At 63.7% G+C, this 25,858-nt stretch carries 23 protein-coding genes; 13 read left to right on the forward strand and 10 right to left on the reverse strand.

Annotated features, from left to right (window positions below):
* Nucleotides 1-73 precede the first annotated feature (73 nt).
* A complete protein-coding gene (locus SPHINGO391_RS08445; protein ID WP_244615147.1) occupies nt 74-670 on the forward strand; it encodes an ABC-type transport auxiliary lipoprotein family protein in 597 nt (198 codons plus the stop codon).
* 64 nt (nt 671-734) lie between these two features.
* On the opposite strand, the gene SPHINGO391_RS08450 is transcribed toward SPHINGO391_RS08445, so the two are convergent.
* Together SPHINGO391_RS08450 and SPHINGO391_RS08455 are read right to left on the reverse strand one after the other, a co-directional pair.
* Complete coding sequence (locus SPHINGO391_RS08450; protein ID WP_152008417.1) at nt 735-1,013, reverse strand: hypothetical protein; 279 nt, start codon at nt 1,011-1,013, stop codon at nt 735-737.
* Nucleotides 1,014-1,696: 683 nt separating this feature from the next.
* The gene (locus SPHINGO391_RS08455; RefSeq protein ID WP_152008418.1) at nt 1,697-6,754 is read right to left on the reverse strand and encodes a hypothetical protein; all 5,058 of its coding nucleotides are present in this window, start codon (nt 6,752-6,754) and stop codon (nt 1,697-1,699) included.
* A 376-nt stretch (nt 6,755-7,130) separates the two neighbouring features.
* Between SPHINGO391_RS08455 and SPHINGO391_RS08460 the strand changes: the two genes are divergently transcribed.
* The 3 genes from SPHINGO391_RS08460 (at nt 7,131) to SPHINGO391_RS08470 (ending at nt 9,016) form a co-directional block, all read left to right on the forward strand.
* A complete protein-coding gene (locus tag SPHINGO391_RS08460; RefSeq protein WP_152008419.1) occupies nt 7,131-7,499 on the forward strand; it encodes an Hpt domain-containing protein in 369 nt (122 codons plus the stop codon).
* Nucleotides 7,500-7,642: 143 nt separating this feature from the next.
* Nucleotides 7,643-7,963, forward strand: coding sequence for a 2Fe-2S iron-sulfur cluster-binding protein (locus SPHINGO391_RS08465; protein WP_152008420.1), 321 nt, complete (start codon nt 7,643-7,645; stop codon nt 7,961-7,963).
* 27 nt (nt 7,964-7,990) lie between these two features.
* A complete protein-coding gene (locus SPHINGO391_RS08470) occupies nt 7,991-9,016 on the forward strand; it encodes an NAD(P)/FAD-dependent oxidoreductase (protein WP_152008421.1) in 1,026 nt (341 codons plus the stop codon).
* 493 nt (nt 9,017-9,509) lie between these two features.
* Here SPHINGO391_RS08470 and SPHINGO391_RS08475 read toward each other — a convergent pair whose 3' ends face one another.
* On the reverse strand, nt 9,510-10,127 hold the full coding sequence (locus SPHINGO391_RS08475; protein WP_152008422.1) for a DUF922 domain-containing protein: 618 nt from the start codon (nt 10,125-10,127) through the stop codon (nt 9,510-9,512).
* 105 nt (nt 10,128-10,232) lie between these two features.
* Between SPHINGO391_RS08475 and folP the strand changes: the two genes are divergently transcribed.
* Genes folP through folK form a run of 3 tightly spaced genes read left to right on the forward strand, consistent with a single transcriptional unit; the run spans nt 10,233 to nt 11,986 of the window.
* Nucleotides 10,233-11,111 (forward strand): dihydropteroate synthase, encoded by an 879-nt coding sequence (folP, locus tag SPHINGO391_RS08480; RefSeq protein ID WP_152008423.1) that lies wholly within the window; start codon nt 10,233-10,235, stop codon nt 11,109-11,111.
* Nucleotides 11,104-11,472 (forward strand): dihydroneopterin aldolase, encoded by a 369-nt coding sequence (folB, locus tag SPHINGO391_RS08485; protein WP_152008424.1) that lies wholly within the window; start codon nt 11,104-11,106, stop codon nt 11,470-11,472. Before folP ends, folB begins: the two co-directional genes overlap by 8 nt.
* Nucleotides 11,465-11,986 (forward strand): 2-amino-4-hydroxy-6-hydroxymethyldihydropteridine diphosphokinase, encoded by a 522-nt coding sequence (folK, locus tag SPHINGO391_RS08490; RefSeq protein ID WP_152008425.1) that lies wholly within the window; start codon nt 11,465-11,467, stop codon nt 11,984-11,986. Before folB ends, folK begins: the two co-directional genes overlap by 8 nt.
* A gap of 15 nt (nt 11,987-12,001) precedes the next feature.
* Here folK and SPHINGO391_RS08495 read toward each other — a convergent pair whose 3' ends face one another.
* The 4 genes from SPHINGO391_RS08495 to SPHINGO391_RS08510 form a co-directional block, all read right to left on the reverse strand.
* The gene (locus tag SPHINGO391_RS08495) at nt 12,002-12,541 is read right to left on the reverse strand and encodes a hypothetical protein (RefSeq protein ID WP_152008426.1); all 540 of its coding nucleotides are present in this window, start codon (nt 12,539-12,541) and stop codon (nt 12,002-12,004) included.
* Nucleotides 12,542-12,638: 97 nt separating this feature from the next.
* Complete coding sequence (locus tag SPHINGO391_RS08500) at nt 12,639-13,760, reverse strand: TIGR01620 family protein (protein WP_152008427.1); 1,122 nt, start codon at nt 13,758-13,760, stop codon at nt 12,639-12,641.
* Nucleotides 13,757-15,229: a YcjX family protein gene (locus SPHINGO391_RS08505; RefSeq protein ID WP_152008428.1), complete on the reverse strand. Its 1,473-nt coding sequence runs from the start codon at nt 15,227-15,229 to the stop codon at nt 13,757-13,759. The genes SPHINGO391_RS08500 and SPHINGO391_RS08505 overlap by 4 nt, the downstream gene beginning before the upstream one ends.
* Before the next feature lie 131 nt (nt 15,230-15,360).
* Entirely contained in the window at nt 15,361-15,894 is a 534-nt protein-coding gene (locus SPHINGO391_RS08510; protein WP_152008429.1) for a histidine phosphatase family protein, read from the reverse strand.
* A 292-nt stretch (nt 15,895-16,186) separates the two neighbouring features.
* Here SPHINGO391_RS08510 and dksA point away from each other — a divergent pair, with 292 nt between their 5' ends.
* Together dksA and SPHINGO391_RS08520 are read left to right on the forward strand one after the other, a co-directional pair.
* Complete coding sequence (gene dksA / locus SPHINGO391_RS08515; RefSeq protein WP_152008430.1) at nt 16,187-16,606, forward strand: RNA polymerase-binding protein DksA; 420 nt, start codon at nt 16,187-16,189, stop codon at nt 16,604-16,606.
* A gap of 313 nt (nt 16,607-16,919) precedes the next feature.
* On the forward strand, nt 16,920-18,215 hold the full coding sequence (locus SPHINGO391_RS08520; protein ID WP_152008431.1) for a hemolysin family protein: 1,296 nt from the start codon (nt 16,920-16,922) through the stop codon (nt 18,213-18,215).
* A 46-nt stretch (nt 18,216-18,261) separates the two neighbouring features.
* Here the strand turns inward: SPHINGO391_RS08520 and SPHINGO391_RS08525 are convergent, their stop codons facing one another.
* Both SPHINGO391_RS08525 and SPHINGO391_RS08530 read right to left on the reverse strand, forming a co-directional pair.
* Nucleotides 18,262-18,777, reverse strand: a complete 516-nt coding sequence (locus SPHINGO391_RS08525) for a phosphatidylglycerophosphatase A (protein ID WP_152008432.1) — start codon at nt 18,775-18,777, stop codon at nt 18,262-18,264.
* A 2-nt stretch (nt 18,778-18,779) separates the two neighbouring features.
* Nucleotides 18,780-20,009, reverse strand: coding sequence for a flagellar biosynthetic protein FliO (locus tag SPHINGO391_RS08530; protein WP_152008433.1), 1,230 nt, complete (start codon nt 20,007-20,009; stop codon nt 18,780-18,782).
* Between the two features lie 292 nt (nt 20,010-20,301).
* On the opposite strand from SPHINGO391_RS08530, the gene SPHINGO391_RS08535 reads away from it, so the two are divergent.
* From SPHINGO391_RS08535 to SPHINGO391_RS08550, 4 genes are all read left to right on the forward strand, one after another.
* A complete protein-coding gene (locus SPHINGO391_RS08535; protein WP_152008434.1) occupies nt 20,302-22,923 on the forward strand; it encodes a PAS domain-containing sensor histidine kinase in 2,622 nt (873 codons plus the stop codon).
* Between the two features lie 365 nt (nt 22,924-23,288).
* Nucleotides 23,289-23,945 (forward strand): hypothetical protein, encoded by a 657-nt coding sequence (locus SPHINGO391_RS08540; protein ID WP_152008435.1) that lies wholly within the window; start codon nt 23,289-23,291, stop codon nt 23,943-23,945.
* Between the two features lie 2 nt (nt 23,946-23,947).
* A complete protein-coding gene (locus SPHINGO391_RS08545) occupies nt 23,948-24,349 on the forward strand; it encodes a hypothetical protein (protein ID WP_152008436.1) in 402 nt (133 codons plus the stop codon).
* A gap of 233 nt (nt 24,350-24,582) precedes the next feature.
* Nucleotides 24,583-25,230 (forward strand): OmpA family protein, encoded by a 648-nt coding sequence (locus tag SPHINGO391_RS08550; RefSeq protein ID WP_152008437.1) that lies wholly within the window; start codon nt 24,583-24,585, stop codon nt 25,228-25,230.
* Between the two features lie 352 nt (nt 25,231-25,582).
* Here the strand turns inward: SPHINGO391_RS08550 and SPHINGO391_RS08555 are convergent, their stop codons facing one another.
* On the reverse strand, nt 25,583-25,831 hold the full coding sequence (locus SPHINGO391_RS08555; RefSeq protein ID WP_152008438.1) for a BrnA antitoxin family protein: 249 nt from the start codon (nt 25,829-25,831) through the stop codon (nt 25,583-25,585).
* Between the last annotated feature and the right edge of the window lie 27 nt (nt 25,832-25,858).

Here is a 25,858-nt window from a genome sequence, read left to right on the forward strand (position 1 = left end):
GGTTTCACGTCGCAAGACAATGGTTAACGAAATGCTTATGGGCCGGGTCGCGGCCCAGGGGAGTGGCGTAAGCGTGAGAGCGGGTCGATGGATAGTTGCGCTGGCATTGGCCGCGGGTCTGTCGGGTTGCGCCGGCGGCGGGCTTGTGTCCAGTCCTCCGCCCGACACCTACGGGTTGTCTGCGGCACCGGCGGTTACCGGTCAGCGCGCCAGGAACAGACAGATCCTGATCGGCGAACCGACCGCGCTCAAGGCGCTCGACAGCGAGCAGATCGTCATCCGCCCGACACCGTCGGCAATTCAGTATCTCGCCAATTCGCAATGGTCGGACCGCTTGCCCAGCATCGTGCAGGACAAGCTGGTTCAGGCGTTCGAGAATTCGGGCCAGGTCGGCGGTGTCGGCCGGCCCGGAGACGGGCTGGCGATCGACTTCAAGATCATCACCGCCATCCGCGCCTTCGAGATCAAGGCTGACCGGGGTGAACGCGCCGTGGTCGAATTGTCGGTCAAGGTGCTCAATGACCGCAACGGCGTGGTGGTGGCGACGCGGATCTTCAGCGCCAGCACGCCGGTCACCGGAAGCGGCAACGCGGCTTACGTGCAGTCGCTCGACCGGGCCTTCGAGACAGTGGTCCAGGATATCGTCAGTTGGACCCTGTCGCGGATCTGACCGGTATTGCCGGGTGCTGCGATCACCACCGACCGCTGTTCCATCCTCGAAGATCGTCGCGCAATCAGCTTTCGTCGTGCGGGTAGTCCGGCCGCTGACGCGCCGGTACGGTGACCGGAACCCGCAGATCTGACGAGGTCATCACCACCAGCAGCGCCAGATAGGCGATCGCTGCGAGTACGGCCGGGCCGATCAGTGCCGGATAGCCGAAAAACCAGATGGCGCTTATCCACAGGAAAACAACATTGACGACGAACATCGCCTTCTCGGTCACGCCGCTGTTCCAGGCCGCCCAGCCGAGAAGACCGATGATTGCCGCGTAAGCCAGTATTGCCAGAGCCATGATTGTGTTCCTTGCTTTCCGTACCGTGAAGCGCCCAGCGCAATAGGTGTAACCGGGATGTAGGTTTCTTGCACGGCGGATGAAGGCCTGCACGAAGGCAAAACGCCGCATTTGGGGGGATAGGGGCGAGACAAAATGACACTGCCCGTCGCCGTTCCGGATTGGCAGCACGGGGCTCCGGCAACCGCTGCTCTCGCCAGGATCATTCATGCCTGCGAAGGTTTTTTCGGGATGATCCCGTTTTGAACAGATTGCAGACGGAAGCCCCCCACGATGCAGGTTCACACTGACACACCATTCCATCTGGTTCTGGAAATCTATGCCCATGTGCTTTGGGTGCCCGTCCTGACAATTGCGATTGCGGCGGGGGTTCTTTTCGCGGTTCTCAAATGCGGTTCGACGAGGCTAGGTATCCAGGGGCAGTTGGCCGCAGTATCGATCGTGTTGGTCTTGTTCCTTCCCATACTCTGGCTGGGTTTCGCCTATGGCGCTCTGACACTCCTCGAACATCCTGGGTACAGACACCACATCGAGTGTGATCCGTGCTTCTGAGGTGACAAATCCGCGCGCAAACCACTTGGCGAATGGCAATCTCGTTGCGGCCCTCAACAGAAAAAACCCCGCTCGGTGGCGGGGTTCTTGGTGTCTGTCCGGTCGCTGAGATCGTCTGACTTATCCGGGTGTCAGTCCCGTCCGAAACGGCCGCTGGCGTGGGCCAGCATGGTGTAGACCTTGCCGGTATCGGACGTGAGATAGGTCTGGGTCATCATGTTGTCGCGGTCGTTGCGGGCAACATCGGACAGCAGCTTCTCGAAATCGGCGATGTAGCGGTCGACGGCATCGCGGAATTCCGGTTCGCGGCCATACTTGTTCTTGATCTCCTCGAAGGTCTGCTGACCCTTGAGCGTGTAGAGCCTTCGGGTGAAGACATCGCGCTCGCCGCGCTGGTAGCGGCGCCACAGGTCAACCGAGGCGTCGTGGTCGATCGCGCGGGCGATGTCGACCGAGAGCGAGTTGAGCGATTCGACGACATGGCGCGGATTGCGCTCTGGCGTCTTGCTGGCCACCGGTGCCGGTGCAGGGGTGTTCTCCTCGCGGGAGGCACCGCGCAGCAAGTCGCTGACCCAGCCTTCGCTCTTGGCGGGCGCAGCACCGGCGGGCTCGAGGCTGCCGCGCAACGGAGCGCGCTGGGCCTGAGGCTCGGGGCGCGGCGCGGGCGCCGGATCACGCCGCGGCGCGCGTTGAGGCGCCGGTGCGGGAGCAGGCTGCGGGGCTGCCGCGCGCGGGGCAGGGCGTGGAGCGGGTTCGCTGACTTCGGCGCGGTAGCTGGACTGGCCGACGATTTGCGAGAGTTCCTGCAGCGCCTTGATCTGGTCTGCGACCGCACGGCGCATTGCCGCGGCGCTTTCGCGGGTTTCCTCGGGAAGGTCAAACGCGCCGCGCTTGAGTTCGCCCCTGGTGTCTTCCAGTTCCTTGCGGATGCTGGAAGCGGACTGGCGGATCTCCTCGGTGGCGCCCGAGAAGCGCGAGATCGCGTCCTCGATGGCTTCGCGAACGCTTTCGCGCATTGTTCCGGCCGCGGCCTGCGCCCGGCTTTCGGTCTGGCTGAGCAGCTTGTCGGCCTCGGAGACGGCCTCGCCAACGGTGTGGCGGACAGTGCCAGCCGCCGAGTGGGCGCGGTTTTCGGTCTTGCCGAGCAGCTTGTCGGCGTCCTCGACGGCCTCGCGCATGCTTTCGCGCATCAGTCCGGCAGCAACATGTGCCCGTTCTTCGGTCTCGCCCATCAGTTTGCCGGCATTTTCAGCGGCATTGCGCAGGCCGCCTTCAAGCCGCATCGCGGAGCGCCTGGAAAGTTCCTCGGCACCGTCGAAGGCCTTCTCGATGATCTCTTCGAGCGAGTGCATCGTGGCTTCGATCTGTTCGGAACGGTTGACCAGTCCCAGTGACAGCGCCTGCAGTGCCTCGCGGCGTTCCTCGAGCGTGGTGGCGAGGTTGGATTGCGCCGCTCCGAGAAGGTCGGAGGCGGAAGCGAGCACCTTGGAATGATCGTCGAACCGGCCGGCAATGGCGCCCACCTGGTTGAGGGTGCGGCTGGAAATGTCGGTGAGCCGTTCGACCTTGCCGTCGAGCAGGCGGGCCGAACCGGACAAGAGCTCGGCCGCCTTTTCTGTCGACGAGGAGATCTCGCCGGAGGTCTGGCTCAACTGCGTGTTGGCCTCGCCCAGCGTGCTTGCGGCCTTGGCCACGACGCTCGAGATTTCCTCGTTGCTGCTGCCCAGACGGTCAAGCAGCGAGCCGACACTGCTGCTCAGGCTCTGGTTGACGGTTTCGAGGGCCGACAGGGTCTCGCTGGTGCGATTGGTGATGGCGTTGATCAGGGCTGCGTTTTCGGCACGCAGGCGATCGGTCGAGTTCTGGGTGACTTCCGTCAGGCGGTTGGCGAACTCCTCGCCGCTTGCGGCATAGCGGTCGACCAGCGGGCGTGCCTGCTCGTCGATGACGCGGGACAGTTCGGCGGAGCGGCTTGCCAGCATCGAATTGAGCTCGCGGGTGCGCTCGTCGAGGGTCGAGTGGACCGATGTGGCGCGGACGTCCATTGCCTGCTCGGCTTCCACCAGCCGCTGGATGATGGAGACCGCCTTCTGGTCGAGCGCCGTGCCCAGCGAGCCGGTCTGGTCGACCAGTTTCTTGCCGGATTCGGCAAGGCGGGCATCGATCGTGCTGGTCTTCTCGTCGAGGGTCGAGACCAGCTCGCTGGCGGTCTGTCCAAGCCGGTTCGAGATGGCGCCAGTTTCCTTTTCCAGCCGCGAAGCCAGGGCTTCGGCCTGGGCGGTGAAGCGGCTCTCGGTGGCGTCCAGCGTGCCGGAAATGGCGTCTGCCTGCTTGCCGACGGTCTCGCCGACGCGCTCGACCAGTTCGCTGATGCGGCTGGCTTCGCTGCGCAGTTCGGTTGCGCCGTTGGAAATGCGGTTGGCGATGTTCTCGGCGTGGGCCGCCAGATCGGCGGTGCGCTCATCGACGTGGCTGTCGAGCCGCTCGACGAAGTTGCGGGCCTGTTCATCCATGCGTCCAGCAAATCCGGTGCCGACCGACTGCAGCGCGTCGCCCGCCTTGAGGGCCTCGGCGTCGAGTTCGGTGGCGGCCTGAGCCACGGCTTCGCGCAGTTTCGCCGCGAGGCCGGTTGCCTTGCCTTCGATGGTCTTGGAGACGGAATCGAGGCCGATCCCGAGCATGTTGTTCATCGTCGTCAGGCGTTCGTTGATATGGTCGGTGCCCTTGAGGAAGCTGGCGTCGACCCGTTCGGATGCCGCGTTCGAGAGTTCCGCGAAGCGCTGGCCTTCGACATCGAGCGTGGCCGCCAGACGCTCCGAGGCTTCCGACAGGCTTGCCTGCACTGCGCTTGTCCGCTCGTTGAGCAGCCCGTCCATTGCCTCTGTCGACTGGGTGATGGCGGTCCCGAAGGACTTGGCGCGCTCGGCGAGCCGGAGATCCAGGGCATCGGCGTGTTCAGCGATCGAGCCGAACAGTGCGGTGGAGCGCTCGCTCAAGCTGCTGTCAATGCGCTCGGCGCCGGCTTCCAGAGCCCTTTCAAGAGCTACGGTGCGGCTTGCCAGTGTACTGTCGATCTGCTCGGTGACATTGCGGGTCGACGTTTCCACCCGCTCGGCAACGCTGCTGGTGGAGGTTTCCACCCGTTCTGCCGCGCTGCTCGTCGAGACCTCGATACGCTCGGCGCCGCTTGCCAGCGCCATTTCCAGGGCGATGGTGCGATCGAGAACAGTCGTGTCCATGCGCTCGGCGAGGCTGGTGGCCGTGGCTTCGAGTTGTTCGGCAGTGCTCTTCGATGCCGTTTCGGCCCGTTCCGCAAGGTTTGCGGCTGTGGTTTCAACCCGATCGGCGGCGCTCGTGGCCGTTGTCTCAAGCCGTTCGGTGGCGCTGCCGGTCGATGCTTCGATCCGCTGGGCCAGGCCTTCGGCACTGGCTTCAAGGCGCTCGGCTGCGCTTGTGCTGGAGGCTTCAATGCGCTCGGAGACTGCCGAGGCCGAATTCTCGATCCGTTCGGCCCCGGTGCCGAGGGTTGCTTCCAGCGCCTGGCTGCGGTCCGCAAGGGTGGCACCGATGCGCTCGAGGCTGGCCGAGAGGATGCCGTCCATGGCGTTGGTGCCGCCATTGAGGGTCTCGTTGATCTGCGACAGGCTTTCGGACAGCTTGGTGTCCAGATTGCCGGCGCGGCTGTCGAAGGCGGAGGTGAACTCGCCGACACGCTCGTCGAACACCGTGGTGATGCGGCCGATGGTGGATTCGAGCTTTTCCTCGAAGAAGCCGGAGCGCAGATCGAGGTCCATGATCGCGTCGTCGGCGCTCGACTTGAGCGCCTGGCTGAAGGTCGAGCCCTTCTCGTCGAGCGAGGAATTGAGGGCTGCCAGCGTTTCCTCGAGACCGGCGGAAATCGCCTGCTGGCCAGAAAACAGGCTGTCGGAGATTTCGCGGGTGCGGGCGATGAGGGTTTCGTTGAGCTGGCGGGCGCGCTCGCCGAGAGCCGCGTTGAGCTTCTCGGTGTTGGCGTCGAGCGTCGATGCCCGGGTCTCGAACTCGGCCAGCAGCGCCTTGCCGCGATGATTGAGCTGGACGTTGAGCATTTCCAGACGGGTGTCGAATTCGTCGGTGAGTTCGCCGCCGGAGGTCTTGAGCGTGGTGACGAGCGCTTCCGTGCGGCCGTCGAGCAGTTGCTCCAGCTCGCGGCTGGTCTGGGTGGTCCGCTCCTGGAGGGCTGCGGCGCGGGTTTCCATGAGCTGGGCGAAGGCCTCTCCGGACGTCGAGATCCGGGTGGCGATTTCCTCGCTGGCGGTGGTCAGCTCTTCCTTGAGCTGCTCGTGCGCGCCGGCGATGGAGGCGCGGATGCGCTCGGCGTGGCTGACGATCGCATCGCGCTCGCTGCCAAGTTCCTGCACCAGGCTGCGCACGCGCATCTCGTTGTCGGAATAACTGCGTTCAAGCGCGTTGACCTCGGAATGGACCAGGGTCTCGAGTTCCGATGCGCGGGCAATGGTGCGCTCGATGCCCTCGTTCATGGCGGAGACTTCGCGGCGGACGGCCTGGCCGACGGTGAGAATGCGGTCGCCGGCAATGTTTTCCGGCTCGGCGAGGCGCAGGGCGACCTCGGCCATCGAGCGGGCGGCCGAGCGCATCTCGCGGGCGCGCGCCATCATGATCGAGAACGCGAAGAAGACGAGGATCGGAATGATGATTGCGACCAGGAAGCCGATGGCCGCCGGCATTGCCAGCAGACCGGAGACGGAGCGGATCTGCCAGATCGCCGGGGCGTAGAGCAGGTTTGCCAGTCCGAGCACGCCCACGGCCCACAGCAGCGAGAGCAGGGCGGCGTTGCGGATCGCGCCGCGGCTCGAACGGCTTTCGAGCGCGCGCAGCAAACCGGCGGTGTTCTTGCGGCTGTCGTCGTTGGCCGGGGCCATCGGGCCTGCCGGCGTGAACGGCGGGGTGGGAGTCTTGGGCGCAGTGTTTTCGCCCGGCGCAGTCTTCGCCGATTGCGCTGACTGGCGTTGCGTGGCTCCAGCACTCTTGAGTTCGCGGGCCGCGCTGGAGACCTTGTCTTCCAGTTCGTCCAGGGAAACGTCGTCGAGAACACCCAGGCCGTCGTCGTTCAGATCGATTTTCAGCGCATCTTCAAGCGCTTCGAACGTCTGGTCTTCTATGCTCTTGTCCGCTGGTGTCTTACTCATGCCACTCAAGCCTCATTACTCCAAACGGGGTTTGCGCATGCCCCGTTATTGTCCGCGGCCCCGGTGCGGTACAACACGCTCCGTCCGGGCACGCGACGAGATCCGAAAAACAGCTTTCCGGCCTCTTAAACTATCAATTAAGTGGCATACACGGCTCGAATTCACAAATGAAACCGGTGGGATGGCCCCTGCATCCACTGGTTTTTAACGATTGCGTGTCTCAAAAAGAGCCACAAACGTCAATGAAACGCCACATTTACGCGTCGTTAACCATCCCGGCAAGTTTCTGGAGCCGGGGCGCTCCCGTGTTTACCGGTTCTAGAGACTGTTGACGCCAAACTCACTTAACTGTTGTCGAAGGAAAGGAAAAACCGCCATGGCGGCACTCGGTATCGCGTTTGAAGTCCAGGAAATCGCCCACCCGCCGCGCCCCTCGGGCGGCCGGCCGATTGATCTCGTCCATCTGGCGCGTCAGACCGGTGGCGACAAGGCGCTGGAAACCGAAGTGCTGGCGCTGTTTGCCCGCCAGGCCCGCCAGGCAGTGACCCAGATTGGTGACATGAAGGAAGCCGCGCGCTCCGAACTGGCACACAAGATTGCAGGCGCAGCCAAGGGCGTGGGCGCATTCGAAGTGGCGCGCTGCTCCGCCACCATCGAAGCCGAACCCGGCAACTCAGCCGCCATTGCCGCATTCACCAAGGCGGTGGTCGAGGCTGACAGCTTCATCGTCGGACTGATGCGCTGAGGCGCCGGCCGATTGCATCCGGGAAATCCGCTTTTTGGAATACCATGCCGCGAATCACTGTCGCAGCGCGGTTTTCATTCTTGCCTCATACAGTCCAGCGTGTATGAAAGCCTCCTACTCCCGAGACTATGCCAGAGGCCGCAATGACCAAGATCACCCTCGTCGCTTTTGACGGAACGCGTTTCGATGTTGATGCCGAGAACGGCTCGACTGTGATGGAGAACGCGATCCGCAACTCTGTTCCAGGCATCGAAGCTGAGTGTGGCGGGGCGTGCGCCTGCGCGACCTGCCATGTCTATGTCGATGACGCCTGGGCCGAGACCGTGGGCGCGCCCGAGGCGATGGAAGAAGACATGCTGGACTTCGCCTTCGATGTGCGTCCGACCTCGCGGCTCTCGTGCCAGATCAAGGTGCGTGACGAACTCGACGGTCTGGTGGTGCATGTGCCCGAGCGGCAGGCCTGATTTTTCTCTGATTTCCGGATTTTTGCGATGACTTCCCCGATTGAAACCGATGTCGTGATTATTGGCGCCGGGCCGGTTGGCCTGTTTGCCGTGTTTGAACTTGGCCTTTATGACCTCAAGTGCCATCTGATTGACATTCTGGACCGGCCGGGCGGTCAGTGCGCCGAGCTCTACCCGGAAAAACCGATCTACGACATTCCGGCATGGCCGGAGATTTCCGGTCAGGAACTGACCTCGAAGCTGATGGAGCAGATTGCGCCGTTTTCGCCGCAGTTCCACTTCAACCGGATGGTGACCGGCTTCCGCAAGCTGGAAAACGGCCGGTTTGAAGTCGAGACCGACGAGGGTGAATTGTTCCATGCGCATGCGGTGGTGATTGCGGCCGGCGGCGGATCGTTCCAGCCGAAACGGCCGCCGGTGCCGGGCATCGAGGCCTATGAAGGCAAGAGCGTGTTCTATTCGGTCCGCCGGATGGAAGAGTTCCGCGACAAGGATCTGCTGATCGTCGGCGGCGGCGATTCGGCGCTCGACTGGACGCTGAACCTGCAGCCGGTGGCCAAATCGGTGACGCTGGTGCACCGCCGGCCCGAATTCCGCGCAGCTCCCGACAGCGTCAACAAGATGTTCGCGATGCGCGAAGAGGGCAAGATCAAGTTCGAAGTCGGCCAGGTAACCGGGCTGAAGGGCGAGAACGGCCAGCTTGAGGGCGCCACGATCAAGGGACCCGACGGAGAGGTCGAGGTTGCCTGCAACCGGATGCTGCCGTTCTTCGGGTTGACCATGAAGCTCGGTCCGATTGCCGACTGGGGCCTCAACCAGCATGAAAACCTGATCAAGGTCGACACCGAGAAATTCGAGACCAGCATTCCCGGCGTGTTCGCCATCGGCGACATCAACTGGTATCCGGGCAAGCTCAAGCTGATCCTGTCGGGCTTCCACGAAGCCGCGCTGATGACCCAGGCGGTCAAGCGGCTGGCGCATCCGGGCGAGAAGATGGTGTTCCAGTACACCACATCGTCGACCAGCCTGCAGAAGAAGCTCGGCGTCCAGTAAGACACAGGCCCAGCGCAGCATTCCCGGAAAAACCGCAAAAAGAGCCCCGCTTTCCCGTTACGGCAAAGCGGGGCCAATGGGCGCTCAGGTATCAAACCTGACGAGGGAGGACCGTCAGGTGACATCCATGCGCCGGGGAACCCGAATCAAATGCTGAAAACTGCCCCTTAAGCACACTCTTATACAATGAAGCTTGTGCGAATATTGGAAGTAATGCCCGGTGGAAACTTGGGGTACGCCTTAGTTGGCGAGATGTTCAGCGTTAATCTTAGTCCATATAGTGGAACTGTTTGGTCTTGGGCGAAGCTTAGTTGAGCGAGAGTTGCCGCAAACGCGCCTTTGCTGTGCCAGACAGCTCTTGCGCGCGTCGTTTCACTTTGCCGATTGTTGATGCCGAAAAGCTTCCCTTATGGAAGCGGGGGGATTCCTGTCCGCTTCAGGCGTCGATGCCGGACCGCCGGCAAACCGGGTGCTTCTTGCCGCGAGCCAGGGGTCAGCTGCGGTTGTTCTGCTTGGCTGCCTTGAAACGCAGCATTCTGAGCATGCGGCGTTCAAAGCTTGCGGCCTCGACCCGGTCGAACCTCTGCTGGTCGGCGGCGTGTTCCTCGATGATCCGCTTGCTGGTCGCGTCGACCTTGGCTTCCATCCGCTGGCAGTTGCGCTCGGGATGCAGCGCTTCAAGCGTCTTTTCGAGCTTGCGGGCATACTGCCGGGCGATTTCGGCGTGGCGCTCCTCGTGGCGCTTGATGTCGGACGACAGCGTGTCCCAGACCAGCACGGTTTCTCGGTTGGCGCGGTTGCGGTCGGTCCAGCGCGGCAGGGTGAGATGGGTCTCGAGCGTCACCTTGGCGTCGAGCACGCGGCATCTGCCGTCTGAATTCCTGTAGTCGACCGATCCGCCGAGCTTGATCTTGGTGGCCCCGGGATGGCGGATGCCGGTTTCCGCCAGCATCGGTCCGTGTTTGGACAGTTCGCGCTCGAGATCGGCCCCGGTCAGCCCGGAGATGTTGAAGTAGGAATAGGTCTTCTTGATCAGCGGTGCAGACGCCACCGCGATGGCTGATGCGCACAGCAATGTCAGGGCGGTGACAGTGGTGCCCAGGCGGCGCATTGCAGACTCCCGTTAACAAACACGAAGCCCGAACTTGCGTCATGGAGCGGGCTCATGCAACAGGAAGCGCAAGCCAATTTGCCACAGGTGACAGGATCCTTCCCCATGCAACTGCCGCCAGACTCCGTGTTTGACCCGAACATTCTGCGCCTTGGCCGCGACCGGGTGATCGGCCTTGGTCCCCGGGCGCGGGTGATGGGCATTGTCAACGTGACGCCGGATTCATTCTCCGATGGAGGGCTGCACGCTGATCCGCGCGTCGCCGTCGAGGCGGCGCTGGCGATGGTCGGGGAGGGGGCCGATATCGTCGATATCGGTGGCGAATCGACCCGGCCGGGCGCAGATCCTGTAAGCGCACTGGAAGAGCAGCGCAGGGTGCTGCCGGTGATCGAGGCGCTGGCCGGGCATGACGATGTGCTGATCTCGGTCGACACATGGCGGGCGGAGACCGCGCGGCTGGCGCTTGCCGCCGGGGCGCACATGATCAACGATGTCTGGGGGCTGCAGCGCGAGCCCGCGATGGCGCAGGTTGCCGCCGAGGCCGGCGCCGCGGTGGCGATCATGCATACCGGCCGCGAACGTGAGTGTCTGCCCGATCTCGTCGAAGACCAGTTCTTCTGGTTCGCCACGTCGCTGGAGATTGCGCGGAAGGCGGGGATCGAAGACGACAGGATCCTGCTTGATCCGGGGTTCGGCTTTGCCAAGGACGCGGATGACAATCTCGAACTGATGGCGCGGTTTGCGGAACTGCATGCGCTCGGCCTGCCGCTGCTTGCGGGGACCTCGCGCAAGCGCTTCATCGGCGGGCTGACGGGGCGAGAGGCAGCGGACCGCGATGTCGGGACCGTTGCGACCAGCGTCGCGCTCAGGCTCGCCGGTGCCGCGATGTTTCGGGTACACAATGTGGCATTCAACAGGGACGGGCTTGCGGTCGCCGACGCGATGGTTCAAAGCAGCCGCAAAAAGGAACCCGGCCATGGCTGACACTTACACAATCCGCCTTGCCAATTGCGCTTTCTTCGCCCGCCACGGCGTGCATGACGAGGAGGAGTTCCTCGGCCAGCGCTTCTTCGTCGACGCCGAGCTGGAAGTCGATCCGGGCGATGCGCTTCAAACCGACGACATCGAGGGCACGGTGCACTACGGCATTGCGTTCAAGGTGATCGAGGACATCGTTACCGGCAAGCGGCGCTACCTGATCGAGGCGCTGGCGATGGACATCGCCACGGCGCTGACCGCCCGGTTTGCACAGATCCGTCTGGCCCGGATCACGGTGCGCAAGCCGAGTGCTGCGGTTCCGGGTATCCTCGACCATGTCGAAGTGACGGTCGAGCATCGTGCCTGAGGTGAAGAAGGTCATTGCGGCGATCGGGCTCGGCGGCAATATCGGCAATCCGCGCCGGACCATGGCGCGGGCGCTCAAGCTGCTTGATGCGCGCGACGACGTTTCGATCCGCACCGTGTCACGGCTTTACCGGACACCGCCCTGGGGCAAGACCGACCAGGAATGGTTCCATAACGCCTGCGCGCTGGTGGAGACGACCCTCGATCCGCACGAGTTGCTCAGGGTATGCCTTGATATCGAATTGCAGCTTGACCGTGTGCGGACCGACCGCTGGGGGCCGCGGACGATCGATCTCGACGTTCTGCTGCATGGCGATTTTCTCTCAGACCATACCGATCTGACGGTCCCGCATCCGCGGATGACCGAGCGCGCCTTCGTGATGGTGCCGCTGGCCGACATCGCGCCGCGGGCCGTGGTCAATCTGCAAAGTATCGCCGACTGGTCGAGCGAGGTGGATTCCGAAGGGATCGAGGCGCTGACCCGCACCGGCGACTGGTGGCGGGACGAGGCTTAGGCCGGCAGGCTGGCTTCAGCGCAGGATGCCGGAGGCAACCTTGCGGGCGCCGCGCTTGAGGGTCATGCCGATCACCGGGACCATTTCCTGTCCGACCTTGACGGAAATGGTGACGTTCATGGTTTCCTCGTCGTGGAGGCGGGCAATCATGGCGCCGTCGAGCGTCTTGCGGTTGATCGCCATGACGGCGCGGTCGCGGCTGATCTTGCCCGAAACGATGTCGAGGCCGTCGCCGGCGGAGCCGTCAAGAAAGCGGCCGGTATAGGTCTTGCCCTTGCGGGTAATCAGCGCCGACATTTTCTGGTTGAAGACGCCGACACGGCAATGACCGTCAAGCGAAATGCCCGCGGCGCTGCCCTGAACCGGGTCGCCGCTCAGATTGCAGACGAATTTCGTCCCCTTGTATTTTCCGGCGACGATTTCGCCCGGGCCCTTCCACTCGCCGGCCACGGATTCGAAGAAGACCGTATCCTTGTCGCGTGCGACAGAGGGCGAGGCGGGGGAGAGGATGATTGCCGCAAGACAAAGCGGGATGATGCGAAACTTGGAGAACATGGTCACACCTGTTGCGGCTGGAGACGAGGTCTGAAAGTGACCCAGAATGGTTAATGGACCGTAATCGGCGCCGATTAATCCACAGTTTCGGGGAAATTCATAGCCCGTCGGTGCTTTTTCCGCTGCCCGCCGACTTGCCGGCAAAGCCCGCGATGTCCGACATGAAGTCACCGATGCCGGGCCGCTTGAGTGCTGCAAACGGCATCGGGCGGCACAGGTCCATCGCCGAGATGCCGATTCTGGCTGTCATCAGCCCGTTGATCACGCCTTCGCCAAGCCGGGCAGAGAGCTTCGCTGCCATGCCATGGCCGACCACCTGCTGGATCAGGCTGTCGCCGGCGGCGATGGCGCCGGTCACGGCCAGATGGGCGATGACATCGCGGAACAGACGGATCATGCCGATGGCGCCCGGCCGTCCGCCGTAAAGCTCGGCCATGGCGCGGATCAGGCGGATGGCCTCGAAGCCGACATAGGCGAGATCGACGAAGGCGCGCGGGCTGACTGCGGTGACGACGGACACCCGGCGGGCCGCGTTGACGGTGAGTTGCCGGGCCTGGCGGTCGAGAGGCGTCATCAGCTCGCGTTCGGCAAAGGCCAGATAGTGCGGGCCGTCAATGATCTCGTCATCGAGCGCCTCGAGGTTCTTCCGGCCGCGCGCCGAGAGCGGATTGACGGCGATCAGCGCCGAGACTTCGCCGGCAAGCGCGCGGGCCTCCTTCGGCGTCGCCGACCGGGACTTTGCCGCGACGGCCTCACGCAGATGCGCGACCTTGGCCAGGCGGCGGATGCCGATGATCTCACGGATGATCAGCGCCAGCAGCGCCACGGCGGCAATGGCTGCTGCCGCAATCGCGGCCCAGCCGAGCCAGGGAATGCGCTCGAACAGGCTGCGGATCAGAGCGTCCGTCCAGACGCCCAAGGCCAGGGCCAGAAGGAAGCCGAGGCTGGCCAGAAGGATCTTGCCCGGGGTCATCCGGCGGCGGCGGGGTTTCGCGGGTGGCGGGGTCAGGCCGTCAAGCTCTTCCGGCTGCGACAGGAACGGGTCGTCTTCCTCCAACGTCATGGAAACCGTGACGGGGATGGCCGCTGGCTTGCGCGGTTTTTGCTCTGTCCGGGGCTCTTCGCCGGATGGTGCGGAAGCTGTCTTGCCTTCCGGCTCATTCACCCTGAAGGACCGTGGCTTGCGGGTGGGGGAATTGGCGTCGTTGCCGGTGGTCATGCCAGGCGGTCTCCCAGGAGATAGTCCAAGGCCCGGTCGAGGCGAATATGCGGCAAGGACAGCTTGATGCCGTTTTCGGTTTCCTCGATCAGTGGCGGGCGGAAACGGACGATGTTGATGTCGGGCAGCGGTGGTTTGGATGCTGCATCTACCGCCTTGAAAAATGCATCAGGGTTCTTTGGCAAGTCACCGGGAAAAATGGCCGTTTTGCGCTTGCCGTCGAACAGCTCGCCACCAATGCGCTCGCCGTCAAGCGGGGTGCCGACGATGACGGGAAGCTCTTCGCCATCCTGCCTGACCGTGGCCTCCCGGGTAGCCCGGACCGCCGCCATGGCCAGCACCTCGATATCGGCGCCTGACGACCCGATATGGCTCGAGGCGCGCTCGACGATGCGGCGGGCGATGGCTTCGAGCCGGTCGTGGCTTTCATGATGCAGGTGATCGGCCTTGGTGGCCGCGATCAGCACCTTGTCGATGCGGCGCGAAACCAGGCTGGTCAGCAGGCTGCCGCTGCCGGGGCGGAAACAGGACAGCACATCCGACAGCGCGCGCTCGAGATCAATGACCGCCTCATGGCCGGCATTCATCGCCTGCATGGCGTCGATCAGCACGATTTGCCGGTCGAGGCGGGCCACGTGTTCGCGGAAGAACGGTTTGACGACGACCGACTTGTAGCTCTCGTAGCGCCGCTCCATCATCGCCATCAGCGAGCCTTTGGGGGCGGGCGTGTCGGGCAGGTTGGGCAGCGGCGCAAAGGTCAGCGCCGGGGATCCGTCGAGATCGCCCGGCATCAGGAACCGGCCGGGGGGAAGCGTCGACAGCGCCCGTTCGTCCTGCTTGCAGGCCCTGAGATAGTCGGTGAAGAGACGGGCCAGTTCACGCGCATCGGCCTCGTCGGCGGGTTTATGCGGATCGATGGTGCCGGCCTTCTCGAGCCAGGGCGCAGCCAGGTCGGCACGCACCGGGGACCGGGCCAGCGAGGCGGCATTGAGCGAGAAGGCGGCGAAATCCTGGCCGAGCAGGGGCAGGTCGAGCAGCCATTCGCCGGGATAGTCAACAATATCGAGGCAGAGCCTGCCGCCGGAGAAGAAGCGGTTCCAGCCGCTGGCCGATTCATACTCGACGACCAGCCGCAATTCCGAGATGGCGCGGGTGGAGTCGGGCCAGATGCGATCGCTGATCATGCGGGCGGCGTGATCCTCGTATTGAAACCGCGGCACCGCGTCGTCGGGCTGGGGCTCGAGAAAGGAGCGGGCAAGCCTGCCGGAATGGGCAGCCTCGAACATCGGCAGGCGGCCGCCATGCAGCAGGTTGTGCACAAGTGCCGTGATGAAAACCGTCTTGCCGGCCCGGGACAACCCGGTAACGCCCAGTCTCAGCGTCGGCTGGATCAGATTGCTTGCCCGGTCCGCGAGCGTGTCAAAGGCAATCAGGGCCTCGTCGGTGAAACTGGTTATGGGCGATGACACGTTGGAAACTGCTCCGAATTGCTTTTACCGATATAGGAGATGGCCCGGTCGATTAAAAGCACGCAAGGCAATTGCGATGCTGCCGCGTTGGGACGCTCGGGAGCGGTGAAAGCCGGGGCAGGCCTCGACCGTCAGGCGTCGACCGGGGAGAGCCGGCCGACGAAGCTCGCGCCGCCGCGCACGGCGTTGACGCCCCTTTGCCCGCAATCGACGATCAGCAGCCCGGCGGTTGGAAAGCCAGAGCCAAGCGCTGTCTCGAAGCTTGCCGGATCGTCCTGCAGCAGGGCCTGGGCGGTGTCCTCAAGCATCGGATTGTGGCCGATGATCATCAGTGAGCGGATGGTGTCGTTGCCGGCCGCGGCGATCAGGTCGAGATAGGCGTCATGATTGGCCGCATAGAGCGCGTCGGAGTACTCGACCTTCAGATTGGCACCCGTGCTGGCATTCAGGATCTCGAATGTCTCCATACAGCGGCGGGCGTTGGAGCAGTGTACGAGATCGGGTTCAAATCCGTTGACCGAGATGGCGGCGGCGAGGCGGGCGGCTTCCTCGCGGCCCCGCTCGTCCAGCGGCCGGTCGAAATCGCGCATGCCCGGAAGTCCCCATGCCGCGTGGGCGTGGCGGACCAGGAAAACACGCAGATTCGTATCGGGTGCCGGGCTCATCTTGTGAATGTAGCTATTTGCGGCGGTGCTTCAATTGACCAAAAGCACAAAGTGCACTGCAGCATTCGTCGCGTCTGGCCGGATGTAGCCCGACCGCTCGCGTCAGTTGGCTCGATTTCACCGAATCGCGACCGGATTTCGGGGCTTTTCAGGCGTAAAAGCTGGTTTTTTTCATCGCATTGGCACAGTTTGACAGTTCAATGAAATTGCCGTGAAACGCTACTTTACCGCTTGTACCAATGCCCCCGTCTGGCTATACACCCCCCGGAATGGCTTAGCCGGGAGAATCGTCATGAGTGAAGACTTCGATTTTTCCTCTTATGTGCCCTCGGATGACGAGGATTTCATGAACGCCAAGCAGAAGGCCTATTTCCGGGCCAAGCTGATTGACTGGCGGAATGACATTCTCAAGGAGGCTCGCGAGACGCTTGACCATCTCGCGGAGGAAAGTGCCAACCACCCTGATGTGGCCGATCGCGCATCGTCCGAGACGGATCGCGCCATTGAATTGCGGGCGCGCGACCGTCAACGCAAACTGATCGGCAAGATCGATGCGGCTCTGGCGCGCATCGACGACGGAACCTACGGTTACTGCGAGGAAACCGGCGAACCGATCAGCCTGAAACGGCTTGACGCCCGGCCTATCGCCACCTTGTCGATCGAGGCGCAGGAACGCCACGAGCGGCGGGAGAAGGTCTACCGCGACGAGTAATCGGGTTGCGATGGATCGGTACAGGACTGCATAACCGGCCTTCTGGCCGGTTTTGGCGTTTTGGGCTGTGGCCTTTCTTGGGACGAGCATTGAAGCCGGGGCGGTCTTCGAGCTCGGCAGGCGCCAGCGACAGAATTTTCACGGATGCATTGCTCACGTCCGGGTAGGCATCTTATATCGACGGGGTCGACGTCCTTTCGCCTGGTGAGTATTCATTCCCATGCAAGGATGGGAGGATTGGCCGGCTCATCGGCATCCCGGAGTCCGGCGCTGTTGCGTTACCGGACATCCAGACCCACTCAATGGACCTCGCGTGTTTATCGAAATCGCTATCGTCATCGTCCTTATTCTGATCAATGGCGTTCTCGCCATGTCGGAGCTGGCTGTCGTCTCCTCGCGCCCCGTTCGCTTGAAGCTGCTCGCCGACCAGGGCAGCACGGGAGCCGCCACGGCGCTTCGCCTGGTGGAGGATCCGGGACGGTTCCTGTCCACGGTGCAGATCGGCATCACGCTGGTCGGCGTCCTGTCCGGCGCGTTTTCGGGTGCGACGCTGGGCGCGCGGTTGGCGGACTGGCTCGAAGCCCGGGGTCTGACGGACGTGATGGCGGATGCCCTTGGCGTCGGTTCGGTCGTCCTGGCCATCACCTATCTGTCGCTGATCGTGGGCGAGTTGGTGCCCAAGCAGATCGCCTTGCGGGCGCCGGAAGCCGTGGCGGCGAAGGTCGCGCCGGCGATGGCGATGCTGTCGAGGGTCGCCCTGCCTCTGGTCTGGCTGCTGAACGCCTCGGGGAAGGCGGTTCTGGCGCTTCTGGGCCAAAAGGGTGAAACAAACCAGAGGATGACCGACGAGGAGGTCCGTTCGGTGCTGGCCGAGGCGCAGAGCGCCGGTGTGATCGAAACAGCGGAATCGGAAATGATATCGGGCGTCATGCGGCTTGCCGATCGCACGGCGCGCGGTCTGATGACGCCGCGCCGCGAGGTGGAGGTCATCGACATCGAGGATGATCCGGCCGATATCCGCGAGCAGTTGCGCAACTCGAACCGGACCCGCCTTCCGGTTCGAAACGGGCCCACGGACGAGATCATCGGTGTCATCTTCGTCAAGGATGCGCTGGACGCCTTCCTGCAGGGCGCCAATCTTGACGTTCGCAGCCTGATGCGCGACGCGCCGGTGGTGTCCGACCGGTCGGGAGCGATGGATGTGATCGGGTCGCTGCGCAAGTCACCTTCTCACATGGTGCTGGTCTATGACGAATACGGCCATTTTGAAGGGGTCATTTCGTCGGGCGATGTGCTGGAGGCGATCACCGGGGTGTTTCGTGAGGACACCACCGAGGAGGCCGCCATGCTGGAGCGTGAAGACGGCTCTTTTCTCGTCTCGGGCTGGATGCCAATTGACGAGTTTGCCGATGAAATGGGGTTCTCGCTCGACAAGGATTTCGACTACGAGACTGTGGCCGGCTTCGCCATCGACGAAATGAAGCGCCTGCCTGCGCTCGGCGAAAGCTTTACGGCGAAAGGCTGGCGCTTCGAGATCATCGATCTTGATGGCCGCCGCATCGACAAGCTGCTGGTCAGCAAGGCTCCGGATTCCCCCAACGCGGCTTGAACGGGCTTGCGCACTCTCACATCGGTCTGCTGCGCTGAGGCCGGGTTCAGGTCGTCCGTCGTTTGATCAGGGTCTGAACGCCCATGAACAGCACGCCGAGGATCACTGCCGGCACAAGGTCATCCGCCATCACGCCCCAGCCCGAGGGCAGTTGCTCGACATAGGCCATCGGCCAGGGCTTGAGCCGGTCCAGAAACAGGAAGATGACCGCGAACGGCACAAGCATTTTCCATCCCGCCTGGCGAATGATGGCGGCTCCGAGGACGAATGCGGCGACCTCGTCAATCACGATCCGGCGGTCGTCCTTGTCGCCGGTCGCCAGTTCGATCTCCGTTGCCACATGAACGCCGGCGAGGAAGATCGCAACGGCGAGGACCGGCAGGACGTATCTTGGAAGCGCGATTGCCAGCGCCAGCATCGGAAGCACCGCGAAGACGGCGAGCCCGGCCCGGAACGGCGCCAGCAGCCCAGCGCCGAACCAGGTTGCGGCAAGCCAGATCCAGTCCGGCACCATACCTGCGCCGGGCGGGTCAAGCCGTTCTATGGAGGCGAGCAGTTCCACTCTCAGGTCTTGCGCGACATGTCGCCAAGCAGCCGTTCCATCTCGGCCTCGAGCGAGTCCCTTGATTCCTGTGTTTCCGGCTGGACTTCCGGGGCTTCGAGCAGTTCGGCTTCCTCGGGGTCGAGCTGGTGCTCGCTGTAATGCGCGGTGATGAGGCTGTCCTGTGCGGGCTCGATCGTCAGGTCCTGCGACAGTTCCGCGGCGAGGACGGTCTCGAAGTCGGAAGAGGCCGCGGCAGGCTGCTCGGCCGCCGGAGCCGGGCGGCTGGTTGCCATGCCGGAGCCGGTTGCCGCCAATGCCGCCGCAGGCGCAGAAGCTGGCGGAGCGGCCGATGCCGAGGGAGCGGGGCGGGTGGCGCGGGCAGGGTCCGGCTGCGGCGCGGAGGTCAGTTCGTCAAAGGCGCTCTCGTCAAAACTCGGTTCTTCAAAAACCCGGGTCCTGACGGTGTCAAGCACATCGACGGCCTTGGCCTGGATCGGGTCGGCGGCTGCGGTGCCCGGTCCGGCGCCCAGTCTTGCGCCCGGCGATGCGGCCTGGGAAACCTCGGGACGCGAAGCGGGTGCGGGCTGTTGCCGGGCTTGCGCAGGCGGCGCCGGTTTCGGGGCGGCTGACAGGTCCTCATCAAGGCCGGCGTCCTCAAAGGACGGCTCCTCGAAAACCCTGTTCCGGGCGGTTTCCAGCAGGTCCGCCGCCTCGCTGCGGGCGCTGTCTGCCGGGGCAGCGGCGGCGCCTGCGGATGCTGCCGCCAGTGGCGCCGAAACCGGCTGCTGCCGGGCCTGTGGCGGCGTCGGGGCGGCGGTGTCGGCCGAGCGGGCCTGCCGTTCGGGTGGTTGCGGTGCGGCCTGGACCGGGGCAGCGGCGCGGGCAGGGCGCGCCGGTTCCGGCGCAGGCGGTGCTGCCCGCTGCTGGCGCGGCTGGGCTGCCTGCGCGGATTGCATGTCGTCGTGCGGGGTGATGCGGCTTTCGATGACGATGTCGGTCGGACCGCCGATCATGACCAGGTGCTCGACATCGTCGCGCCGGATCAGCACCAGCCGGCGGCGTGTGTCGACCGCTGTGGCATCGAGCACGGCCAGGCGGGGCTGGCGGTTCTTGCCGCCGCGGATGAAGGTCGAGGCGGCGCGGTTGCGGATCAGCCAGAAGACCCCGACCAGGGCCAGAAGCGCCACGGCGACGATGATGATGGCGGTCAGCAGAGTTGCACCCTGGCCGCCCAAAAGATTGTCCGGCATCCGGTGTCCTCCTGTTTCAGTCCAGATTTGGCGATGAAATCCGGGTCGTTTTCCGGATCTGATCGTGACCAGAATGTATTTGACTTGTTTTGCACCCGGTCCACAAGCGGCGCGCGGGATTTATCCAATATGGTGTGAAATGTGGCGAGGGTATGCCTCGCGGTCGCCGGACGGCGTCGGATTCTCCGGCAAACTGGGCGGCCAAACCGCAAGCAGCCGTGTTTGGGCTTTCCATCAGCGGCGGAATGTGATTCAAACCGGACGGATCCGTGGCGGGGCGAAAGAGCGATTCATGACCGAGACGACACCTGCGGCCGGCAACCCGGCGGCGCTTGTAGACCGAAGCGCAAAACCACGCTCGGTGTCGAGGCTGATCTTCCTCGCGCTGGTGATGATCGGCGCGTCGGTCACCTTCTTCCTGTTCAAGGACAAGCTCAACAACGAGCTGATGCTCGGCATTCTTGGCGTGCTCGCCGTGGTCGGCATCTTCTTCCTGGTTTCCACGGTGATCGGCTTCGTCGACATCATGCCGAAAACCACAGCCGACCCGCTGGCCCGCGCCTTCATCGACACCCATCCCGAAGGCACGCTGGTCACCGACCAGAAGGGCCGGGTGATCTATGCCAACCACGCCTACGGTCGGCTGACCGGCTCGACCAGTGCGAGCGACGTGCAGTCGATAGAGGCGATCCTGTCGCGCCACCGGGAATCGGCCGAAGCCGTCTACCGGCTGACCAACGCCATGCGCGAGGGCCGCGAGGGGCAGGAAGAGTTCCGCATGCCGCAGCCGCTGGGCGCCGGCCAGGAAAGCACCGATGCCGGCCACTGGTACCGCTTGCGCGGGCGGCCGGTCGCCTCGGGTGAAAAGGACGTCACGCTGATGGCGTGGCAATTGTCCGATATCAGCCATGAGCGCACCGAGCAGGAAATGGTGTTCAAGGAGCTGCAGAACGCCATCAACTATCTCGATCATGCGCCGGTCGGCTTCTTTTCGGCGGGCCGCGACGGCGAGATCGTCTATCTCAACGCGACGCTGGCCGACTGGCTGGGCATCGACCTGACCTCGTTCCTGCCGGGCAAGGTGATGCTGCGCGACCTGGTTGCCGGCGCCGGCATGGCGCTGGTGGAATCGGTGCAGGCCGAACCGGGCCTCAACCGCACCGCGCAGCTTGATCTCGATCTTTTGAAATCCAACGGCCAGAGCCTGCCGGTGCGGCTGGTGCACCGGGTTTCGGCCACCCGCGACGGCGCGCCGGGCGAAAGCCGGACCATCGTCATCAGCCGCGAAGAGGGCGGCTCGGGCGTGCACGATGCGGCAAGCGCCGAGATGCGCTTTACCCGTTTCTTCAACAACACGCCGATGGCGATCGCCTCGGTCGACGGCGACGGTAAGATCCTGAGGACCAACGGACCGTTCCTGCAGATGTTTCACGGCCTGGTGACGCGCGACGACATGGAGCGCGGCTCGCTGTTTGAGACCGTGCTGCGCGAGGATGACCGCAAGAGTTTTCAGGACGCGCTTTCCCAGGCGGCCGACAAGCAGGGCGACATCGCGCCGATCGACAGCCGCCGCGCCGACAACGAGGAGCGGCATTTCCGCTTCTACGTCAACGCGGTGATCGAACATTCGGAAGAAGCGCCGGAAGAGACCGCGATCATCTATGCGGTGGAGACCACCGAGCAAAAGGCGCTGGAAGCGCAGATGGCGCAAACCCAGAAGATGAATGCCGTGGGAACGCTCGCCGGCGGCATCGCGCACGACTTCAACAACGTGCTGACGGCGATCCTGTTGTCCGCCGATCACCTGCTGATGTCGCTGAGGCCAGCTGATTCGAGCTTTGCCGATCTCATCGAGATCAAGCGCAACGCCAACCGCGCCGCGGTGCTGGTGCGGCAGTTGCTGGCGTTCTCGCGCAAGCAGACGATGCGGCCGACGGTGTTGTCGATGACAGATGTGATCGGGGACCTTCGAATGCTGGTCGACCGGCTGACCGGCACCAATGTGAAGCTCGATCTCGAATTTGGCCGCGACCTTTGGCCGGTCAAGACCGATCTGGGGCAGTTCGAGCAGGTGCTGATCAACCTGGCGGTCAATGCCCGTGACGCCATGCCCGAGGGCGGCACGATCACCGTCAGGACCCGCAATGTCGAGGCCGACGAGGTCGAAGGCCTCAACCACCGCGGCATGGAAGTGGGCGACTATGTGCTGATCGAGGTTGCCGACCAGGGCACGGGAATCGCGCCGGAGGTGATGGAAAAGGTTTTCGAGCCGTTCTTCACCACCAAGGATGTCGGCAAGGGCACCGGGCTGGGGCTGTCGATGGTTTACGGCATCGTCAAGCAGTCGGGAGGCTATATCTATCCCGAATCCGAAGTGGGCCAGGGCACCATTTTCCGCATCTACCTGCCGCGCCACGTTGAGGACGAGGCTGAGAAGGCGGCAGCTTTGGCCGAAGCCGAGGCCGCCGCCGGCCGCGCCGCTGCCGAGGGTTCGCCTGGCGCAGCCGCAAAGGCAGGCTCGGACGGACCCGAAGACCTCACCGGCGGCTCGGCCGTGGTGCTGCTGGTCGAGGACGAGGAGGCGGTGCGGCGCGGCGGCAAGCGCATGCTCGAAGCCCGCGGCTACGAGGTGCACGAGGCCGGCACCGGCGTCGAGGCGCTGGAAGTGCTGCAGGAGCTCGAAGGCAAGGTCGACATCGTCGTCTCCGACGTGGTGATGCCGGAGATGGACGGGCCGACGCTTCTGACCGAGCTGCGCAAGGATTACCCCGACATGAAGTTCATCTTTGTCTCAGGCTATGCCGAGGACGCGTTCGCGAAAAACCTGCCCGCCGACGCCAAGTTCGGCTTCCTCGCCAAGCCGTTCTCGCTCAAGCAGTTGGCAACGGCGGTGCGCGAGATGCTGGACGCCTGAGGCGGGGCGCAAATCTGCGGGCGCTTCGAGCGGGCCGGTGCTAACGGACCGTCAAGCATACCAGCAGGCTCAATAGAATTTCGGGTTGTGCGCAATGGCAAACGGTGCTCGTCTCTGGGTTGCAGAGGGCGGGGGTGCGATGAGTCAGAAGCGACGGAGACACAGGCCAAGCGCGGGCTACATCGTCGATTCTGGGCGCATCAACTTCATTCGTCATCCCAGGGCTCCGACCCTGGGATCCATTCCGATATCTCTCCAGACAAACGGTATACCGGAGGATCACGGAATGGATCCTCGGAGGCAACGACGGCGCTTCGCTTGTTTTGCTCGGAGGCCGAGGATGACGAGAGTGGAGGGCAGTACGCATGAGTGACTGGCGCGGGTTTTGGACGGGTTTGGTACTGGCCTTGGCCGTCGCGGGGCTGGCCGGCTGCGGCAATGATGTCAGCTGGCAGCAGAAGGTGACAGTCACGGTCGCAACCCCGAATGGCGAAGTGTCCGGCGCAAGCGTCATGGAAGTCTCGTGGAGCGGCGGCATTCCCTTTATCGTAGGCGATGCCAAGGGCGGCGGCTTCAATCTGACGGGGGAAGCTCCCGTGGTGAAGCTCGGCAACGGGCGCTATCTGTTTACGCTGCTCAAGGGCATGGACAGCAAGCTGCTCTACCAGTTCCGCAACAAGGATGGCCGCGGCGCCAGCATGAAGGACAACAGCCGGGCCATTCTCGGACTGAAGGAGCCGCTTGTCCTTCCGGTCGAGGCTTACCCGCTGTTGGTCACCTTCGCCGACATCAATGACCCGGCGAGCGTTCAACGCGTCGATCCCGACGATCTCGCAGCCCAGTTCGGCCCCGGCTATGCGCTCTCCTCGATCACGCTTGCGATCACCGACGAGCCGGTGACCATGGGCCGGGTGGAGGCGGTGCTGGGGTGGTTGGACAATCTTTCCGCCTACCGAACAGATCCAAAAAATCCATTCACCAATACGCTGCCGCCCGAAATCGGATATCTCAGGAGCAATTGATCATGACCACGAGTATCTCGCCTAAACTGTTCTTGGCCATTCTGTCGATGGATGCCTACAACCGTGGCTACGATGCAGGCATTGGCGATGGGCAGAATGTCGTTGATGGCGTAGATTCTGATGGTCTGGGCCGGGTTGGATCACAGATCGGAAATGCAACCGTTGTTCAAGATGCACAAGATATCGAGGGGATAGCAGAAGCCGCCGGCTTCTACGCGGTCGCCTATCAGTGGAACGGCGAAACCGTCATCTCCTATCGCGGCACGGACAATCCCAATCCGCTGGCGGAGGGCAGCGATTTCTGGAATGGCTGGACGTTGGGCGCGGGTGATTGCTGCACCTCCCGTCGTCATCCCAGGGCCGCGACCCTGGGATCCATTCCGTTGTCTCTCCAAACAAAGTGACACGTGGATGGATCACGGAATGGATCCTCGGAGGCACTACGTCGCTTCGCTTGTCTTGCTCGGAGGCCGAGGATGACGAGAGGAGAGCGCAGCGGAACACAAAAGGAAGGCGGAGCGGGGCGCAGGGGCAGCGCCGCCCGGCACAGGGTTAATTTTGCGGTGACAGAATATTCATCATCCTGCCGCATTTTCCGCTAAAGTCCGATTTTCGAGTTTCGCCAAGAGGGGCCATCATGAAATCCAAACTCCTGATCGCGGCGCTTGCCGCCGTCTTCGTCTCCGGCTGCACGACCGATCCCTATACCGGTCAGCAGAAGGTTTCCAACCTGGCCGGCGGCGCGGCGCTTGGCGCGCTCGGCGGGGCGGCGCTGGGCACGCTGGCCGGCGGCGACGACCGCCGCAACGCGCTGATCGGCGCGGGCATCGGCGCGCTCGCCGGTGGCGCGGTGGGCGGCTACATGGACCAGCAGGAAGCGCAATTGCGCGCGCAATTGCAGGGCACCGGCGTGTCGGTGACCCGAGTTGGCGACAAGATCGTGCTCAACATGCCCTCCAACATCACCTTTGATACCGACCAGTCGGCGGTCAAGCCGCAGTTCTACGACACGCTGAATTCGGTGGCGCTGGTGCTGCAGAAGTTCAACCGCTCGCTGGTGGACGTGGCAGGCCATACCGACTCGACCGGGTCGGACAGCTACAACCTGACACTGTCGCAGCAGCGGGCGCAGTCGGTAACGAGCTACCTGATCTCGCAGGGCAACGACCCGCGCCGCTTCTTCACGCAAGGGTTTGGCGAAAGCCAGCCGATCGCCGACAACGGCACGGAGGCCGGCCGTGCCGCCAACCGCCGCGTGACAATCCAGATCTCGCCGCTGAGCTGATCAGCGACGAACAGATCGTTTGAGGCGACACCGGACCCGGCTGCGCAAGCGGCCGGGTCTTTTTGTGTCGGGCTGGGGGCTGAGGGATTTGCTGATGGTGCGATAGCGGTTGTCGCGGAACTCATGGGGGCTGCAAGGGGATTGTCAGGGCGCGCAATGGCAATCATCCCCCGTCATTCCGGACCTGTTCCGGAATCCAGCCAGCCCAACTCCCTGGGCTGAATCAGTCTTTCGACCCGGCAGACGTCGGGTCACCGGATCCCGCTGTCTGCGACGTCGCTTCGCTTGTCTGGCTCAAGGCCGGGATGACGGAATTCCGGGAGCGGGCCAACTTATCACCGGACGCCGAACCCTATTCCCCTTCCAGCCCCGCGGCGATGCGAAGTGCCGCGTTGATGCGGTCCTGCCAGCCGGGACCGTCTTCCTGGAAATGCTCGAGCACGGCCCGGTCGAGGCGGATCGAGACCGTTTCCTTGCCTTCAGGCACGCCAATGGTCTTGGGCGCGGGCCTGGACGCTGCCTCAACCGGCTTGGTGGTTGCGGACTTGAAGGCGGCTTCGGCGCGCTCGAAGGCGCTGCCGGTGCGGCGGGGTGGCTTCATCGTGAATGTCCTCTCGGTTGGCTGGTT

Source organism: Hoeflea sp. EC-HK425, assembly GCF_902498795.1.
In the GTDB taxonomy this organism is placed as follows: domain Bacteria; phylum Pseudomonadota; class Alphaproteobacteria; order Rhizobiales; family Rhizobiaceae; genus Hoeflea; species Hoeflea alexandrii.

Excerpts from the sequence above, each read along its gene's own strand:
- SPHINGO391_RS08465 (WP_152008420.1), top strand. The coding sequence starts at position 7,643 with ATGACCAAGATCACCCTCGTCGCTTTTGACGGAACGCGTTTCGATGTT.
- folP (WP_152008423.1), top strand. The coding sequence starts at position 10,233 with ATGCAACTGCCGCCAGACTCCGTGTTTGACCCGAACATTCTGCGCCTT.
- SPHINGO391_RS08555 (WP_152008438.1), bottom strand. The coding sequence starts at position 25,831 with ATGAAGCCACCCCGCCGCACCGGCAGCGCCTTCGAGCGCGCCGAAGCC.
- SPHINGO391_RS08530 (WP_152008433.1), bottom strand. The coding sequence starts at position 20,009 with ATGCCGGACAATCTTTTGGGCGGCCAGGGTGCAACTCTGCTGACCGCC.
- SPHINGO391_RS08460 (WP_152008419.1), top strand. The coding sequence starts at position 7,131 with ATGGCGGCACTCGGTATCGCGTTTGAAGTCCAGGAAATCGCCCACCCG.
- SPHINGO391_RS08470 (WP_152008421.1), top strand. The coding sequence starts at position 7,991 with ATGACTTCCCCGATTGAAACCGATGTCGTGATTATTGGCGCCGGGCCG.
- folB (WP_152008424.1), top strand. The coding sequence starts at position 11,104 with ATGGCTGACACTTACACAATCCGCCTTGCCAATTGCGCTTTCTTCGCC.
- SPHINGO391_RS08510 (WP_152008429.1), bottom strand. The coding sequence starts at position 15,894 with ATGAGCCCGGCACCCGATACGAATCTGCGTGTTTTCCTGGTCCGCCAC.
- SPHINGO391_RS08455 (WP_152008418.1), bottom strand. The coding sequence starts at position 6,754 with ATGAGTAAGACACCAGCGGACAAGAGCATAGAAGACCAGACGTTCGAA.
- SPHINGO391_RS08475 (WP_152008422.1), bottom strand. The coding sequence starts at position 10,127 with ATGCGCCGCCTGGGCACCACTGTCACCGCCCTGACATTGCTGTGCGCA.
- SPHINGO391_RS08450 (WP_152008417.1), bottom strand. The coding sequence starts at position 1,013 with ATGGCTCTGGCAATACTGGCTTACGCGGCAATCATCGGTCTTCTCGGC.
- SPHINGO391_RS08550 (WP_152008437.1), top strand. The coding sequence starts at position 24,583 with ATGAAATCCAAACTCCTGATCGCGGCGCTTGCCGCCGTCTTCGTCTCC.
- SPHINGO391_RS08535 (WP_152008434.1), top strand. The coding sequence starts at position 20,302 with ATGACCGAGACGACACCTGCGGCCGGCAACCCGGCGGCGCTTGTAGAC.
- SPHINGO391_RS08495 (WP_152008426.1), bottom strand. The coding sequence starts at position 12,541 with ATGTTCTCCAAGTTTCGCATCATCCCGCTTTGTCTTGCGGCAATCATC.
- dksA (WP_152008430.1), top strand. The coding sequence starts at position 16,187 with ATGAGTGAAGACTTCGATTTTTCCTCTTATGTGCCCTCGGATGACGAG.
- SPHINGO391_RS08500 (WP_152008427.1), bottom strand. The coding sequence starts at position 13,760 with ATGACCACCGGCAACGACGCCAATTCCCCCACCCGCAAGCCACGGTCC.
- SPHINGO391_RS08545 (WP_152008436.1), top strand. The coding sequence starts at position 23,948 with ATGACCACGAGTATCTCGCCTAAACTGTTCTTGGCCATTCTGTCGATG.
- SPHINGO391_RS08540 (WP_152008435.1), top strand. The coding sequence starts at position 23,289 with ATGAGTGACTGGCGCGGGTTTTGGACGGGTTTGGTACTGGCCTTGGCC.